Source organism: Nitrospira sp. (assembly GCA_029194665.1).
In the GTDB taxonomy this organism is placed as follows: Bacteria; Nitrospirota; Nitrospiria; order Nitrospirales; family Nitrospiraceae; genus Nitrospira_D.
In genome coordinates, this window is sequence record JARFXO010000001.1 from 1,007,896 (window position 1) to 1,024,157 (window position 16,262).

General features: G+C 56.1%; 19 protein-coding genes. 6 read left to right on the forward strand and 13 right to left on the reverse strand.

The window, feature by feature from the left end; genetic code table 11:
• Positions 1-89 precede the first annotated feature (89 nt).
• Genes P0119_04835 through P0119_04845 form a run of 3 tightly spaced genes read right to left on the reverse strand, consistent with a single transcriptional unit; the run spans position 90 to position 2,541 of the window.
• Positions 90-869 (reverse strand): ABC transporter permease, encoded by a 780-nt coding sequence (locus P0119_04835; GenBank protein ID MDF0665387.1) that lies wholly within the window; start codon positions 867-869, stop codon positions 90-92.
• An 11-nt stretch (positions 870-880) separates the two neighbouring features.
• Positions 881-1,852, reverse strand: a complete 972-nt coding sequence (locus P0119_04840; protein ID MDF0665388.1) for an ATP-binding cassette domain-containing protein — start codon at positions 1,850-1,852, stop codon at positions 881-883.
• 5 nt (positions 1,853-1,857) lie between these two features.
• Positions 1,858-2,541, reverse strand: coding sequence for an LON peptidase substrate-binding domain-containing protein (locus tag P0119_04845; protein ID MDF0665389.1), 684 nt, complete (start codon positions 2,539-2,541; stop codon positions 1,858-1,860).
• Positions 2,542-2,857: 316 nt separating this feature from the next.
• Here P0119_04845 and P0119_04850 point away from each other — a divergent pair, with 316 nt between their 5' ends.
• The gene (locus P0119_04850; protein ID MDF0665390.1) at positions 2,858-3,982 is read left to right on the forward strand and encodes a lipocalin-like domain-containing protein; all 1,125 of its coding nucleotides are present in this window, start codon (positions 2,858-2,860) and stop codon (positions 3,980-3,982) included.
• Between the two features lie 138 nt (positions 3,983-4,120).
• Here P0119_04850 and P0119_04855 read toward each other — a convergent pair whose 3' ends face one another.
• The gene (locus P0119_04855; protein ID MDF0665391.1) at positions 4,121-4,459 is read right to left on the reverse strand and encodes a PepSY domain-containing protein; all 339 of its coding nucleotides are present in this window, start codon (positions 4,457-4,459) and stop codon (positions 4,121-4,123) included.
• 572 nt (positions 4,460-5,031) lie between these two features.
• Between P0119_04855 and P0119_04860 the strand changes: the two genes are divergently transcribed.
• From P0119_04860 to P0119_04875, 4 genes are all read left to right on the forward strand, one after another.
• Positions 5,032-5,889, forward strand: a complete 858-nt coding sequence (locus P0119_04860; GenBank protein MDF0665392.1) for a tryptophan 2,3-dioxygenase family protein — start codon at positions 5,032-5,034, stop codon at positions 5,887-5,889.
• Positions 5,890-5,894: 5 nt separating this feature from the next.
• On the forward strand, positions 5,895-7,085 hold the full coding sequence (locus P0119_04865; GenBank protein ID MDF0665393.1) for an aminotransferase class V-fold PLP-dependent enzyme: 1,191 nt from the start codon (positions 5,895-5,897) through the stop codon (positions 7,083-7,085).
• A 249-nt stretch (positions 7,086-7,334) separates the two neighbouring features.
• Positions 7,335-7,820 (forward strand): hypothetical protein, encoded by a 486-nt coding sequence (locus P0119_04870; GenBank protein MDF0665394.1) that lies wholly within the window; start codon positions 7,335-7,337, stop codon positions 7,818-7,820.
• 12 nt (positions 7,821-7,832) lie between these two features.
• Complete coding sequence (locus P0119_04875) at positions 7,833-9,461, forward strand: SUMF1/EgtB/PvdO family nonheme iron enzyme (GenBank protein ID MDF0665395.1); 1,629 nt, start codon at positions 7,833-7,835, stop codon at positions 9,459-9,461.
• Between the two features lie 230 nt (positions 9,462-9,691).
• Here P0119_04875 and P0119_04880 read toward each other — a convergent pair whose 3' ends face one another.
• From P0119_04880 to P0119_04890, 3 genes are all read right to left on the reverse strand, one after another.
• Positions 9,692-10,042 (reverse strand): type II toxin-antitoxin system MqsA family antitoxin, encoded by a 351-nt coding sequence (locus P0119_04880; GenBank protein ID MDF0665396.1) that lies wholly within the window; start codon positions 10,040-10,042, stop codon positions 9,692-9,694.
• A gap of 30 nt (positions 10,043-10,072) precedes the next feature.
• Positions 10,073-10,363 (reverse strand): DUF2442 domain-containing protein, encoded by a 291-nt coding sequence (locus tag P0119_04885; GenBank protein ID MDF0665397.1) that lies wholly within the window; start codon positions 10,361-10,363, stop codon positions 10,073-10,075.
• Between the two features lie 94 nt (positions 10,364-10,457).
• Positions 10,458-10,640, reverse strand: a complete 183-nt coding sequence (locus tag P0119_04890) for a DUF4160 domain-containing protein (GenBank protein ID MDF0665398.1) — start codon at positions 10,638-10,640, stop codon at positions 10,458-10,460.
• Between the two features lie 463 nt (positions 10,641-11,103).
• On the opposite strand from P0119_04890, the gene P0119_04895 reads away from it, so the two are divergent.
• Positions 11,104-11,274 (forward strand): hypothetical protein, encoded by a 171-nt coding sequence (locus P0119_04895; protein ID MDF0665399.1) that lies wholly within the window; start codon positions 11,104-11,106, stop codon positions 11,272-11,274.
• Positions 11,275-11,358: 84 nt separating this feature from the next.
• On the opposite strand, the gene P0119_04900 is transcribed toward P0119_04895, so the two are convergent.
• From P0119_04900 to P0119_04925, 6 genes are all read right to left on the reverse strand, one after another.
• On the reverse strand, positions 11,359-11,814 hold the full coding sequence (locus tag P0119_04900; GenBank protein ID MDF0665400.1) for a hypothetical protein: 456 nt from the start codon (positions 11,812-11,814) through the stop codon (positions 11,359-11,361).
• Between the two features lie 189 nt (positions 11,815-12,003).
• Positions 12,004-12,384, reverse strand: a complete 381-nt coding sequence (locus P0119_04905) for a putative addiction module antidote protein (GenBank protein ID MDF0665401.1) — start codon at positions 12,382-12,384, stop codon at positions 12,004-12,006.
• A 397-nt stretch (positions 12,385-12,781) separates the two neighbouring features.
• Positions 12,782-13,588 carry a mechanosensitive ion channel family protein gene (locus tag P0119_04910; protein MDF0665402.1) on the reverse strand — a complete coding sequence of 269 codons (807 nt, stop codon included), beginning with the start codon at positions 13,586-13,588 and terminating at the stop codon, positions 12,782-12,784.
• 91 nt (positions 13,589-13,679) lie between these two features.
• Complete coding sequence (locus P0119_04915) at positions 13,680-15,329, reverse strand: AsmA family protein (GenBank protein ID MDF0665403.1); 1,650 nt, start codon at positions 15,327-15,329, stop codon at positions 13,680-13,682.
• Between the two features lie 117 nt (positions 15,330-15,446).
• Positions 15,447-15,836, reverse strand: a complete 390-nt coding sequence (locus tag P0119_04920) for a type II toxin-antitoxin system death-on-curing family toxin (protein MDF0665404.1) — start codon at positions 15,834-15,836, stop codon at positions 15,447-15,449.
• Between the two features lie 3 nt (positions 15,837-15,839).
• Positions 15,840-16,064, reverse strand: a complete 225-nt coding sequence (locus tag P0119_04925; protein ID MDF0665405.1) for a hypothetical protein — start codon at positions 16,062-16,064, stop codon at positions 15,840-15,842.
• Between the last annotated feature and the right edge of the window lie 198 nt (positions 16,065-16,262).

Genomic DNA, 16,262 nt, shown 5'->3' on the forward strand with positions numbered 1-16,262 from the left:
TCTCGTTCACAGCCTGATGCATGGCGGCGTTGAGGTCATGGTCCGACGGATTCCGTCGTCGGTCAAGCGATCCATGGTCCATGGTGAGGTCACCCCATGGCGCGGCGGAAGGCCTTGGCTCCACCGTACAGGCACAGTGCATCGAACACGAGCATGACCAAGACCACCATGCCGACGTGCGGCAAGGCTTCGGTCCAGCCGGACAGAATTAGAGGTCGCACCGCATCAATCGCCCAGGTCATCGGGTTGAATTGCGCCAGAAAACTCATCCAGCCCGGCATCGCCGTCAACGGAACCAATGCGGAGCTGAGAAAAATCATCGGCAGCGAAAGAAATCCCAACACGGAGAAGAAATCACCGTGACTTTTCACGGAGAATGCCATCGCCATGGAAATGGCCGTCAGGCCGACGCCGAACATCATCCCGATGAATAAGATCGTCGCCACGCCGAGAATACCCGTCGCTGGATACACGCCGAAGAGGTACGAGACGCCGAGAATTACAAGGACCTGCATCGACGTGATTGCCATGACGAAGATAAAGCGGCTCAGGATGACGGAAGTTCGATGTATCGGCGTGGACATCAGGCGCTCAAGGAACCCGTTTTCCTTATCGAAGAGCAGATCGACGCCCCCGGCCAAACCGTTGTTCAGGACCGTCATGACGACGACACCGGCTGCGAGGAAGCTGATGTAGTTGGGCGCCTGCATGACCTGCGTGTCCGCGGCCCGCTGAAACAGGTTGCCGAAGAAGATGAGCCAGAACAGCATCGGCTGCACCAAGGTGAACAGCATGCTGAATTTTTCTCGGCTCAGCCGCCGAACCCACCGCATCGTCAACGCATTGATTTCTTGCCAGTAGTGCGCCACGTGACTCCTTATTACTCAGACTCGACTTCGGGAGGCGATTCGGTGATGGCTCTTCCTGTATGCGCGATAAACACATCGTCTAAGCGCGGACGATTGTATTGAATAAATTCGATGTCGCACCCTAAACGATTGGCCGATTCGAGAATGGTGGGCAAGGCCTTTTCGGGCGATTCTACCCTGATATCCAGGCCCTTGGTGGTTGCCTTCACGGTCTTGATGGCCGGACGGCCGATTAGGTCGGATTCCAACGATGGGATTCGGTTCGCCTCCTTCAGAGTGAGGGCCACGATATCCCCTCCGAGGGCGATCTTAAGCTCAGCCGGTGAGCCCAGCGTTTTGATCTTCCCACCGTCGATAATGGCGAGTCGATCGCAGAGTCGATCGGCCTCATCCAGGTAGTTCGTCGTCATCACGACCGTCATCCCACGGGCTTTGAGCATGCGGACATATTCCCAAATCCGGAGACGGCTTTGGACGTCGAGGCCGAGGGTGGGCTCATCGAGGAACAAAATTTTGGGGTCCGGCAGCAACCCACAGGCAATGTCGAGTTTGCGCTTCATGCCTCCGGAATAGGTCTTGGCAGGCCGGTCCGCATGAGCTTCCAGCTCAACCAGTTTGAGCAGCTCGTCGATACGTTTCGCCGCTTCCTCCTTCGTCAGATGATAGAGCGCACCAAGCAGTTGGAGGTGTTCGCGACCCGTCAGAAACCGGTCGATCGCCCGTTCTTGAGGCACGTATCCGATCACAGTCCGCACCTGATCCGCCTCCCGCACCGTGTCGTAACCCATGACGGTCGCCGTGCCTGAGGTCGGGTGCAGCAACGTAATGAGCGTGCGAAGCGTGGTGCTTTTGCCCGCGCCGTTCGGCCCCAGCAGACCAAAAATTTCCCCGGCATAGACCTGGAACGAGAGGTCATCGACAGCTTTATGGCTGTCATACGTTTTGCATAGACGACTGACGTCGATGGCGATGGTCCGATCCATTACTCCTAGCCCTTCGTGTCGGGATGTTCGTGCAGCATGAATTGAACCAAATCGTTCAATCGACGAGCCCGTTGGTGGAGTCCGTCCGCTTCCAGTAGAAATTGTTTCTCCAAGGGTGTGCAGTCCAGGTAGGTCGAGAGGGTGTTGACCAAGACTTCGTCGCTGACTTCATCACGAAAAAACCCTTGCCACGCCGCGCTATCCTCTCTCGCCTGAAGGTATCGCCCGAGCATGTCGATCAGTGCGCGTCGAACGCCTTTCGTCAGCCCCTCGTCGGAACGCATGGGCGTGATGCGAACCGTCGCCTCGCGATAGGGCTTGTCGAAATGTTCTTCGGAAATCTCACACCGTTCGAGCCCTTGCAGTAAAATGTTGGAGCGACCGTCCGGCAAGGGTTGCACACTCATGATCCGTCCGATACAGAGCGAGGGATAGATTGCCGGATTCTCATAGTAGTCCGGCTCCCATCCTTCCTTCAGCAGTGCCATGGCAATACATTGACCGCCCATCGTTGCATCGGCGACCATCCGGCGATAGCGTGGTTCAAAAATGTGGAGTGGCAGATACGTCTTGGGAAAAAAGACGACGTTGGGTAGTGGGAACACCGGAAGGCGACTGGGAATCGGAAAAGGTTGGGCATGCTTGGACGCACTCCGCTCCGACGGCTCCCGCTCACGATCAGTCTGCATGGCTCACGATAGCTGAGACTTGTGAAAATTGTCAACGCCGTGCGAGGCTCGCCGAGCCACGAGGAAATGCAAAACATCGCTCTCAGACAGTCGATTTGTTCGCCCGCGGCGTACATGATATAAGCAGCCTAAGGCATCAGGTGCTAGCAGGCTGCGGAAAAACTCGATTTGTGTGCTTCGACAAGCTCAGCACAAACGGAAAACCTCAGTAAATTCAATGATCACTCCGTTCGTCCAGAGGCTCTCGAAGGATGAACGGAGGGGTTTTCCGCAGCCTGCTAGTCCGATGCGTTGGTTGACCCATGAAACGAGGGAGATGATGCACGTCGTCCTGCTAGTGCTACTAATCGTGTCCTTCCTGAACTTCGACCTTTGCGGGGCATCCGGCGCCAACCAACCTCCGATTCCGTTTCAGTCTGCAACCGCCGGGTATCAGTTCAATTTTCCTCGAGACCATGGATCTCACCCGACCTATCGAACCGAGTGGTGGTACTACACGGGCCATCTGCAGTCGAAAAACGGCCGGTCATTCGGATTTGAGTTGGTCTTCTTCCGTCGAGCTGTCCCACCGGATGAAATAAAAACTCTGCCGTCGAAATGGTCGATCAACCACCTGTATCTGGCCCATTTCGCTGTGACCGACATCACCGGGAAGCGATTTCATTTCTCCGAAAAGCTCAGCCGTGAGGGGCTAGGGAAGGCCGGTGCCGACGAGTCGCGGCTCCACGTCTGGATCGATGATTGGCGGGCCGAAGCATCGACGGAACCATCCGCGTCACATACATTGGTGGCCCGCGACGAGACGCATGCCCTCGCCCTCACGCTCCAACCGGCCAAGCCGCTCGTCACTCACGGTGTGGACGGCATCAGTCGAAAGGGGAAAGATGTGGGTCAAGCCTCCCACTACTATTCGTTCACGAGACTTGCGACAAGTGGGAAGCTCACGATCGATGGTGAATCATTCGATGTGACAGGCACCAGCTGGATGGACCGTGAATTCGGGTCCGCTGATCTCGGGGACGATCAAGCCGGATGGGACTGGTTCAGCATTCAGCTGGACGATAATAGCGAGCTCATGCTGTATCGAATGCGACGGAAAGATGGCTCATCTGATCCTGCGTCCAGTGGTACGGTCGTATCGTCAGACGCACGAACAGGTCAGCTTGTGGTGACCGACTTTCAGATTGAGTCGAGTGCCACGTGGACCAGCTCTGCCAGCAAGGCCACGTATCCCAGCCACTGGCGCCTGAAGGTCCCATCGCTTGACCTTGTGCTGGATGTCACTCCGCTGCTTGCGGATCAGGAATTTCGCACGTCGCGCCTCGCACGATTTACCTATTGGGAAGGGGCGGTGGCGGTGATAGGGACCAAACAAGGCCGGCCGATGAAAGGTCAAGGTTATGTTGAGCTGACCGGATATGCCGAGCGTCTCAAGATGTAAGGGAAAGCTGTATTAGCCGGCAGTTGTTTGCCCTGATCATCCCCACAAACAACCAGACAACCAGGCCAACACTCCCAGGCCAGAGCATGATGGCCACTGGACAGAGCTTATGAAACCAGTCACCTCACCCGCGACAGGTCAATGCTTCCCTTTGTCCTTGTGTTCCTTGCCCTTGTCTTCCACATCGATAATGGCGCCGGAATCTGCATCGACATGCACTTCCTTAATCATCTTGTCATCCGTCACGATTTCAACTTCCCACACCGTCTTGTCATGTTTCTTTTCCAGCTCAGCCTCAATGACGTGGCCTGGCACCTTCTCGGACGCCGTCTTGATCGCCTGATCAATCGTGACCTTCGCTTCTTCCGCCATTTCAATCTTGGACTTGTGCTTCTCTCCCTTCTTATCGGCAATCGCAGTCCCACCCAACGCCAAGACGATTCCCGCCGCCAACGCTGCCATGACAATCTGTCTCATAGTGTCTCCTTTGTGTGTAAAGTAGGGAGATCGGATGCACAGTTAGAGTATCCGACCTCACGCATTATGAGTAATGCGATCATTGTGCCGCCGTTCACCACCTCCTGGTCGGGGCGAAAGCTCGCGTCAAGTGGTTGATTCTGTGACCAGACCCTATGTTGATCGGATACTTTTGTGGCCAAAGTCTACATCGAGGTCCTTCGGTTCGGGGCGAGATGCTACAGATGGCTGTTCGTAGGAGGATGAGAGCAAGATCACCAGACACTGCGTCGAGTTGGAGATCAGACCAACAGAGGATCCAAGAGTGGTGATCACATTTTGAGTCGGTTGGTCGATAGCGAGAAACAACAAGGGGCCGATGAGACACACAGGAGTCTGACCCATTACCTACCTCTCGCGCAGACTGCGGACCACGAACGGCATTGAACCTTGTTTCGTGAAGGTGCAGAATAGAGACCATCTCAGGTTCAGAAAGCGCTACCGTTTTTGTTCGAGCCGTTCAAGATCAACGTCACTGAGCCCATCCAGCGGACAATGCGTGAGCAGCCCTCGCATTATACCCAGAGCGCAACATGAGCGTTGAGCCGCCATCTTTGCAAGCCGACCGGCAGCTGACGTACGGCGATTACCTTCGGATTCGCGAACTGTTGCGTCTGCAATCTCCCCTCTCCTCGCCGATGGCCCATGACGAACTGCTTTTTATCATCATTCATCAGACCTACGAGCTCTGGTTCAAATTGTTATTGCACGAACTGGATGCGGTTGTGGTGAATCTACGCGCCACGACAAGGCTGCCTGGTTCGCGAGACGAGGTATATGAGGCGGCTCGCTTGTTACGGCGATGCACCGAAATCGCCAGACTCCTGGTCGAACAATTCACCGTCCTGGAAACAATGTTGCCGACGCACTTTCTGGCCTTTCGTGATCGGCTACGGCCCGCGAGCGGGTTTCAGTCCGAACAGTTTCGCGAACTGGAGTTTCTCTGCGGTCTCAAGGATGAGCGGATGTTGGACCTGCACGAGCCGGCCCCGGAACTGTTCGCCGCGCTTCAGCGGCGGCTGCGAGAGCCGTCCCTCCGCGATGTACTGTTCGAAGCGCTGGCGGCGATGGACATGGCACCTCCGATGTCCCAGGACGCTGCGGAGAGCGAGCGTTTCCGGTTGCGGGCCCAGATGATCGTCGCGGTGTATCGGAAAGAGGGGGAGCATCGCGATTGGATTGATGTCTGTGAACGATTGACGGAGTTCGATGAGCTGCTCGTCGCCTGGCGCCTGCGGCACATTCAAATGGTGGAACGGACCATCGGGATGAGCCGGGGGACCGGCGGCAGCAGCGGCGCATCCTATCTCAGAGCGACCTTGGATAAGAAGTTTTTCCCCGAGCTGTGGGAAGCCCGATCCCTCATGTGTGAAAACCAGCATGGATCGTGACGACGATGGATGAGCTGCTGTCGTACCGGAAGGATTTCCCCATCCTTGACCGGACCCTCTACATGATCAGTCACTCGTTGGGTGCGATGCCGGCTCGCGTCTACGACCGTCTGCGCGAGTTTGCCGATCTTTGGGCCACGCGCGGCATCCGGGCATGGGCCGAGGGCTGGTGGGAAATGCCGGTGAGCACCGGCGACAAGGTCGCCCGCATCATCGGTGCCGATCCAGGGACCGTGGTGATGCACCAGAACGTGTCCGTCTGTCAGTCGCTCATTGCATCCTGTTTTGATCTGACCCAGCAGCGTAACAAAGTGGTCTACGAAGCCTTGAATTTCCCTTCCGTGATGTATGTCTATGAGGCGCATGTGCGCGCCGCCGGAGGACGCCTTGTTGTGGTTCCCAGCGATGACGGACTGACCATCGATACGGAGCGTCTGCTGGACGCCATTGATGAGGAGACGCTTCTGGTGCCCATCTCGCACGTGCTGTTCAAGAGCGCGTACATTCAGGATGTCCAGACCGTCGTTCACAAGGCCCATTCGGTGGGCGCGAAGGTTGTGTTGGACGTGTACCAGTCGGCAGGCACCGTGCCTCTTGACGTCAAGGCTCTCGACGTTGATTTTGTGGTAGGCGGGTCCGTGAAATGGCTCTGCGGCGGTCCAGGGGCCGGATTCCTCTATGTGCATCCGGCGCTGCACCACACACTGGAGCCGAAGGTGACTGGGTGGATGGCGCACCGAGAACCCTTTGCCTTCGAGCCAGGCCCCGTCACCTACGCTCCCGACATCCACCGCTTTCTCCATGGATCGCCCGGCATCCCGGCGTTGTATGCGGCGGAAAGCGGCTACGAGACCATTCTTGCGGCCGGCGTCGGGAAGATCCGGGCAAAATCGATCCGGCAGACTTCCCGGTTGGTCGAGCTGGCGGATCAGTATGGATGGCAGGTCAAGTCGCCGCGAGACAGGGACAAGCGAGGCGGCATGGTCGCGGTTGATGTCCCCCATGCAGCCGCCGTGGTGCGTGAGTTGGCTCGCCGCGAGATCCTTGTGGACTTTCGGCCCGGCGTCGGCATTCGAATCGCGCCACACTTCTATACTGCCGATGACGAGATCGATGCCACGATGCAGGCCATCCACTCCATCCTCGAGACCAAAGCCTATGAGCCGCATCTATCGGCAGGCGGCGCACAATTCTAGCAGGATGCGGAATCCTCTATTTTCAAGCATGGTCACATCTACAAAAGACTCCGGTAACTTTGCCATCTTCCGATTGTTGCGGTTGACCATCATGACTCCGTCAATCGTCATGTCTCACACCATGAATGCACATGGCACCAAAACGGCCAATTGACGAAACTGGCGAAGTGAGTAGAATAGCGTACCTGGGTTCTCGACAGCCTGTTCGGTTCTAGGGCAAAGTGCACCGCACCTGTACGGAGTCGTGTGATGAGATCCGCTGTTGTGTGCCTGCTGGCTCTGGGCCTCGTTCTCTCTCCTATCGCGATCGAACAGCCTCAAGCATCCAATCTCAGTACGGTTCAGTTCCAATGGGAGTCGAAGAACGCTGCGTTGCTGAACGCTCAACGGAGCTTCCTCAACGAGCAGGGAGGCCAGGTGGGACCGGTGCAGGAGAAAGAACCGAACACGAAGAATCCGGCAGCGGTTTTGCTATATGTCACCGTCGGGGTCGCGGCGCTTTCTGCGCTGGCTGACGCGATCGTCAAGACGCTGAAAGATACCCAACATGGCGGGCTCATCGTGGACATGCAAGGCCCCATGATCAAGATCATCGAAAACCAGTCGCTTGATCGAGGGCAGGTCCTTGTTCGGAAGCCCAATGGAGACGTGGAGTCCTACGTACAGAAGTCCGGGTCCAGCTCGGATTTGTCGTCGATCATCGCGAGCCTTCTGGCGACAGCGAAGCAACCCTGAACGGTGTCTCGCATGCGTGGCCCCATCCCTGTTCTTGCCGGCCTCTCCATTCTGCTGGTGGCGCTAGGCCAACCACCGGCGCGTGCCGCTGCTGACACAGCATCAACCCAAGGCAAGGACTGGGCGGTCGTGATCGGCATTAATGATTACCAGAACGTGCGGAGGCTTAAGTATGCCAGCCAGGATGCCACGGCTGTCGGCGATCTGCTGGCGCAGCAGGGGTTCACGGTCATTCCTATGGTTTCCCCGAAAGACACCACCCGCAAAGCGATCGAACGCGTCCTGGGGACACAGCTGCCCAAGAAATTGAGCAGCAATGATCGCGTGCTGATCTTCTTTTCGGGACATGGCAAAGATGAGCAGTTCGGCGGGGGGCAACGGACGGGCTATCTGCTCCCGATCGAGGCGAACCCTCAGGACTTGGCTGCAACCGCCATCAGCATGGGTCGGGTCCGAGAGTTGGTTAATGTCTGGCCTGCAAAGCATGTCCTGTTTATCGTGGACTCCTGTTACAGCGGAATCATCGGGGAAAACACGAAGAGCATTCGCACCATGACCCCTATCTACCGGGAACAGATTACCAGGGAAAAGGGTCGGCATCTCATTGTCGCCGGCGGGGCGGATCAAGAAGCCCTGGAGATTGCGGAATGGGGGCAAAGTTTGCTCACTCACTTTCTTCTGGAAGGCTTGGGCAATGACAAGACAGCTGACCTGGACGCCGATGGGATTATTCCCACATCAGAGCTCTATCAATTTCTTGACCGCCGAGTGTATGAGGAAGCGCAGTTGAGGGGGTATCAACAGCGGCCTGAATACTGGTCGCTCAGCCCAGGACATAAGGGAGAGTTTGTGTTCCCTGGACGAGGGGAGCAAGAACAGCCCGTGCAGCCAGTCAATATTCCAACCCCCTCGTTTTCTGCTGTCCCCAGCCCGGCGATGGTCCGGATTGCGCCTGGGTCATTCATGATGAAATCAGAACCATCGCAATCGTCAGGGAGGTTGTCGTTTCTCCTCCAACCAGGTCCTGTGCACAAAGTTCACATCACCAAACCATTTGCGATCGCGCGGTATGAAACGACCTTTGATGAGTACGACCGCTTTGCTCGGGCAGCGGGTCGCCCATTGCCAGAAGATAAGGAGTGGGGTCGTGGGTCGCGCCCGGTCATCAACGTGAGTTGGGATGATGCAAACGCCTATGCTCAGTGGTTGTCCCAACAGACCGGCAACCGGTACCGGCTCCCAACAGAAGCGGAGTGGGAATATGCAGCGAGTAGCGGGGGCGAGGATGAGGTCTGGGCTGGAACCTCCGACGAGTCTCAATTGAAGCAGTATGCGGTGTATGATACGAACCGCACCGGGCCTGTCGGCAGCAAAAAACCTAATGGGCTTGGTCTCTATGACATGACGGGAAATGTTTCTGAGCTGCTGGAGGATTGCTGGCACGACAACTATAAGGCCGCTCCAAGCAACGGATCGGCTTGGTTAGAAGCGAATGGTGACGACTGCGGCGAGCGCGTGATCCGCGGCGGCTCCTGGTTCAGCGGACCGGAGTACCTGCGTGTCTCGAACCGGACCGGGCTCGACGCCGGCAGCTGGGGCGACGACATCGGCTTCCGTCTTGCCCAGGACCTTGAGCCCTAACCCTTTGGACTTTGTCCTTTGACCCTTTGCTCCGATGTTTCTGTCAGAGTTTGACACTGAAACGATCTGAGCAGCGACCCTACGTTGGAGAGGATCACAAAGCCGGGGGTCGCACAGGTTTGACGCGCAACAACCAGCGACCGCTCGCGTCACAAGCTAAGGGTTAGATCCTGTGGTGTGCATCATCTCATCCGTTTGAACGGTCCGTATGCGAAGATTTCCGACACCACTCACGCCGCTATCTCAACGAGGACCTCGGTATGCCGCTCGGCAATTTTCAACAGGTGCTTCGCGGCACCGGACGGCTTGCGGCGGCCTTGCTCCCATTGCTCCAAGGTGCACTTTGATACGTCCAGCGCTGCGGCAAACTCTGCCTGCGAGAGGCCGCGCTTGATCCGCACACGAACGACGTACGACTTGGCGTCAACTCTCGTCCTCTTGCCCCCACCGGCTTTGATCTCCCGTACGCCGTCCAGAACTTCTTGCCACACATCGCGTTTGGCCTCGAAGTTGGCGAGAGCCATCCCAGTCAGCTTGTTGCCCATTTCGCAGTGCTTCTTCTCGATAAGCGATTCGAGCATGCACTACATCCAGCAGGCGAACGCCGAATTTCAGGGACGTGCCGCCTGGGGCTTGTCACGCTGCAGTGCTTCGTTCATTGCGGCATCCACCGGGACGATTTCGGCAAGCAAGGTTTCCGGTGCAATATCCTGCTGGTGAGGCCACGTCAAAGCACCGAAAACGATGCCCACCTGCCTGAAATAATCCGGGTTGCGCAATTCACGGAACACGCCGAGGTCAAGATACGGTTTGACATCGAAGATGCCTCGCCGACCATCGACGATTTCCACGTAAAGACGGTAATCTGGAAGCGGCGTGACATTTTTTACATCCCAATACATGGCTGCCACCTTAGAGGGGATCAATTTTGTATGGATGTTCTCCGCTGACAGCGAGTTCCCAATCGGCCATCAATTCATCTCGGCGCAGTTCGATCTATGCTTGAACGAGGCGCAATTGCTTGCGTGGCATCTCACCGGCAAGGATTTCGGCATCTCCAATAGCGATCGATGCCTCGAACTCTCCATATCTGGCATGGATGTGAGGTAGATGGTGATGCTTGCTGTCGAGCAAGTACATCCGAATGATGATGCCGTAAAACATCGAGATGATCGGCATGGCATGCTCTTGCAACCTAATTCTTAACTAGGCGCCATTTGGTTCCGCATCAGATCCCGGATGGGACAAAAGTCAGTATAAGTCCACCTCGGATTCCTCGCAATAGGACTGCGAAACATCACCAGCCTTGTCAGTTACCCAGCACAGTTTGGTAGAGGCTCGGTTGTCGTCTTGACTCTCGTCTGGCCGCTATGGTTAGGTCCCGCCACTACAATGATGCTGCCTCGCACTGTCCTTACACTCAGCTTGCTCTCATTCTTGCTCTTCTCCCTCGGCTGTCAAAAAGAGAGCGAGTCCATCGTGTCGATCGCGCTCCCTCCGACGAACACGAAGATCCTCTACATCGCCACAAATGATGCGGTTTACAAGTCCCGTGATTGCGGTGGAACTTGCAATATATTTAAGGGGGTTCGAGCCTTATATATTCATTCATGCATAGCCATATCACAAAAAGACTCCCGGCATGTTTACAGTCTCCGTCGATCCTGTGCGGCACGTCACTCAGCGGCTTGTGGATCAGGAATTGCGCACCTCGCGCCTCTATGGTCGGCCCGTGGAGGACGAAGGTTATGTTGAGCTGGCCGGCTACGTCGAACGCCTCAAGCTGGAGAGAATAAGGATGACAGGCGCTTGATCCGGCTACGAGTGAGATTGCATGATTCGATCGTCGCTGACTGGAGCCACAAGCTGTCTGAGGAACGACGAAGCCAGGTCGCCATCAATCGATGATTTCCACTTTCTTTCCCATGGCCTTGGCGCGCTTCAGGCATTCTGCGTCGGTCACCGAACAACGGATCGTGTCGAGTTCGGTTTCCTCGACGATCTCGATCTTCTTACCTTGCGCCTTGGCCTGTTTAAGACAGGCCGTATCCGTGACGACGCACTTGGCTGTATCCGACAGGGCGGGCTGGTTGACGATCGACACCTGCTTGCCTTGATCCCTGGCCCGCTTCAGGCACGCCTGATCGGTTGCGACGCACTGCACAGTCTCTTCCGTTTTGTTGATCGCCTTGTCAATGGATTGGTCGATGCGCTGGTTCATGCGGTCTTGAGCCTTGCGTTCAGCGCTATCTACCGCGCGGTCAAACATCTTATCAAAGAGACCATCGGCCTGAGCTGTTCCGGCCGTGAAGGCTATGACAACTGAGAGACCGGCCACCCAATGGATCTTCATCGCAACGCCTCCTCAAGGACATGGAAAGCGGTCCTACTGCATGCGGGCATGACTCTAGCACAGCGTAACGGTTAGACAAAGGAACGCGCCAATTTGAGCGTGTCCGTAGTGATTCATTGTTGAGTCAAATGGAAGAGAGAGACCACTGCGTCAGAAGCGCGGCAACCGGAAACTTTTTGCTATCAAGACTTAGGCTGCTTCGGCGTGAAGTTTGATACCCCGAGCCCGTGCAACCTTCAGAATGGTGACTAAGCTGGGATTCCCATCGGTGCTCAAAGCTTTGTAGAGACTTTCGCGGCTTAACCCAGCTTGTCGTGCCACGTTGGCCATTCCCTTCGCCCGAGCGATCCCCGCTGCATCGTCGGGAACTTCTTCAAGCCAAGCATCCAGATATGCGGCCATTTTCTCGGGCGTCCGCAATTGAGCCTCGAGGTCGTAGGGAATTGTTTTAGTCCTCCACCTGAGTGCCGGCGGACGGTCATCAAGGCAGCGGTCGTCCGGCTGCCGAGATGAGAGCCCCGCTGTAATCCCCGCTTTGTCGTCGCCAATTTCCGCACGGCGGACGCGCAAGTCTCGACGTTACGGGAGCGGCTGTTGAAACTCGCGGTCTGGGTGGAACGCTCGGTCCATCGGATTGTGCTGCATCTGTCCCAGTGCGCGCCCTGGTGAGACACATGGCGATGGGTCGCCTGCGCGGTGGGGGCCTGGCTAGCGCCAGACGCGACAGAGAGGTAATGGGAGGGCTCCGGTCATACGACGGACGTGGTGTCTCTGCAAGAGTCTCAGAATGGACTCACTGTTGTGTCCTGATAGCTGGCCAGAGTGAAGAAACCATCGTCATGGCGCGTGAACTCTCCGTGCACGGCCTCGAACACACCCACGAGGCTACACCAACGGCTTTCTTGGCCTCATCATGCATAAGGCGCGCAAGAGACTACGACATCAGCGACATCAGCGACTTCGGCAGCTAACGATCGTTCACCACGCGGACGGTCAGGCTTGCAGAGGGTAGCGCAATCCCCTGTTCTTGAAATCGTTGGAGAATTAATTTGTTCAAGTCTCCTTGAGTCGAGCTGTAATCCGCCACCGCCGTCCATGGCTCTATTGCAATCGCCACAGCCAGAGGCGAGTCCCCGAGAGATGCCACTCCCACTGAAGGAACCGGATCTTTCATGACCGATGGGTGCCGATTGAGGACATCCCGAACTTGCGCAAGTGCCGCATCAAGATTCGCATGTGGCGACACGGGAATGGTCAAATGCAGCTGACGGATCGTGCCGAAGTTGTGCAAAATTTCTCCCACAATTTTACGGTTGGGAATGATGACGCGGGATCGATCTGCGTGCATCAGCGTCGTCGTGAAGATATCGATGACCACGACCTCACCGTGGACGCCGAGCAAGGAAATATGTTCGCCGACCTTGTAGGGCTTGCTGAAGATAATCGAGAGTCCGGCCATCAGATTGCTCAACACCCCCTGCAAAGCCAACCCGATGCCCACGCCGGCGACACCGACGCCGGCGAGCAGCGGGGCGATGGGCACGCCGAGCGTCTGAAGGGCGATCATCGCGGTAAAGAGCAACACCACGATTTTCACGACGCGAGCCAACAACAGCCGCACCGGCGGCTCAAGGGTTTGCCGTTCGAGCGCCTGCTGAGCAAAATTCCCGGCCCAACGAGCCGCCATGATACCGGCGATGAGAATGCCAAAGGCAACGGCCGCCTGCAGCCCATACTGCACGGCATATTGAGTGAGCGTATCAACGACGGTCATATGGTAGTCTCCTCTAGTGGTTCACAGCTATTAATACGTTGATTCCCCTGAACAACAGGAGCGCGTGCTGGTGGGTTTTATCAACAGCCTGCTATCGTCCGAAGAGGCCTTTGAGAAGTTCTTCTCCCTCTTTTTTCAAGTCTTCCGGTTTCGTGGTGCCTTTGAACAATCCACCGACTGCCTCTTCCACTTTTTTCTTCACCTGCTCCTGGACCTTCCCGCCTATGCTCTTCAGATGGACGTCATATGCTGGCGCTTGAGCGGTCCCGGTGATCATGAGCGGGAGACTCACTCGGCCATCCTTCATTGCGAGTTTAACGACAGGTGAAGCCTCGGCGAGCTTCTGACTCATATCCTGTGATAGATTGAGATTGACGAGGAGATTCAACCGCTGATCGAATCCGATCGTGCCGCCGCCGGTCGCCTGAAAATCATGGCTGTCCATCAAGAGCCGCTGCACGTGGATCACCCCTTGCTTGATGGCGAGGTCCGTCTCGATTGTCGAAAAAACCGTCGCATTGGGATTGTCGAGCGAAATACCGGCTACCTTGAGGGCAGAGATCACTTCCTGCAGAAGATTCACCCCTTCGATCTTCCCGTCCTTGACCGCCAAATGTCCGATTCCGTCCAATGTTGTTGTCAGGTCCGGCATGGAGAATCCCTTACCTTGCAGTGAAAGATCGGCGCCTGCCGTGCCGCTCACGGAAATCGGTGTCTCGGCGACGGCATTGAGCGCCGGACCGAGTTGCACTCCTTGAACCGTGACGGCGCCCTTGAAAGGCGGCGCATCGGACCCAGCGATCAGTTTGCCCTGCCCCTTCACTTGGCCGTCGAACAGTCGGAACGACAAGGTATTCAGCTTGATCCCTTGTCCCTTCACTTCCGCCGCGATCTGGAAATTCTTCATGTCGACCGGTTGTTTCAGGGGAAGCGAGACCGGCAGGTTCGCAGTATTGATCACCGGTGAGGTGATGTAGATGTTGGCGTCGTTCCCGGCGGCGTTTCCTGTAATCGTAAATTCCGTCTTTCCCACAGTAAGCTCGAACGTGATCGCGTCGATGTCCATCGCTTCTCTCAGCGGGCCGAATGCCCCGTCGAGTTTCACCGGCAGATTGAAGGGCTGCACCAACGAACTGAAATGTAGCTGTGGAGTTCGGCCAAGCCGAACGTCCTGAAGGAGCAACTCCATATCTTGCACCACATACTCCGTCGGCTTGACAGCGGACAGATCGCGATAGGTCAATTTCCCTCCGTCGATGGAGACTCGATCCACGGCCAAGAGCGCGAGAATCTTGAGTGGACCCTCCGTCGAGGGAATCGGAGCGCGCGACGGCTTCTCCGGCACCGCCACACCTTTGCGACCGATGGTGGAGATGTTCAGGACTCCGTTTTTGTTCTTAATAACCGTGATGACCGGTTGGTGAAGCGTGATTTCCTCCACCTCGACCTTGCCGCTCAGCAGCGGCATTAGCTTCACACCGACATCCAGCGAGGAGAGCGATGCAAAGGGAGCTGAGCCGAAGGACGGATCATCCAGCACCGCGAATCCCGCCACGCGCGCCCCGATCCTGGGCCAGATCGTCAAGCGAATATCTTGTAGCTGAACCTTGCGGTTGAGGGCATCTTCGATGAGTGGTTTGTACTGGGCTTGATACTTATTGAGATCGACGAAAAACGGAAGGGCGAGCACAAGGCCGACGAGGAGAACGACCAGAACGAGCAAGCCTATCAGAATCTTCATCTCGATCGCCTCCAGTTAAAAAAGTGAGTATATAAGTGAGGTTCTGGTGAGTCAAACAAGTCGGCGCCGCAGACTGGCCGTGGCAAGGTTATCCTACGAAAGCCCTGAACCCAGAAGTTACTGATGGGAATGTTTGCGAAAGAATTCCGCGATGGCTGATTTGTCGATCTGTCCCTGAGCCGTCTTCAAGACGAGCGATTCAAATGTCGATTCATCTGCGTCCAACGTGAGCCCATTGAGCTTCAAAAACACGAATGCGGCCATTGTTCCCGTTCGCTTGTTACCATCGATGAATGGATGGTTCTGAACAATGTGGTACAAATAGGCTGCGGCCATCTCAATGAGGTCGGCATGGAGATATTGATCCCCGAAACCCGCTTCAGCCATTCCGATTGCAAACCGCAGCAGCTCAACATCACGAACGCCTAGACCCCCTCCATACCGTTCAATCTGGTCGGCATGGATATCGATGACATCCTCCATTGAGAGAAATCGTGGCTCAGCCATGAGCTAAGCCAGTCTTTTCAGCATCTTCCCATACCGTCGATTGCCTTCGTCCAGCGCCGCACGGAACTTTTTTTGGCGGGTGGTGTCCTGAACAGGCGCTACGATGAGACACTTTCCATCTGTTTTGATGCTGAGCGGCGTCTCCGCGTCAATGTCCAACAGATCAAGCACCCCTCGATCAATCACAAGAGCCAGACTGTTACCGTGCTTGGTCAATTTTTTGATCATCTTCCGCCTCCAATCGGTTAATACAATGATGTTACATCGTATCACCATGTTCGAGCGGGGTAAAGGCGTGAATGCCTACGGCGATGATTCGCTCCGTTTGTCCAGAAACATGCAGACCAACCTGATCGGCGACAAGTGACTGAAGGGCTTGCACGAATGCAAGCCCTTCGATAGCGGTTTGGTCACCTCTTGATCAGA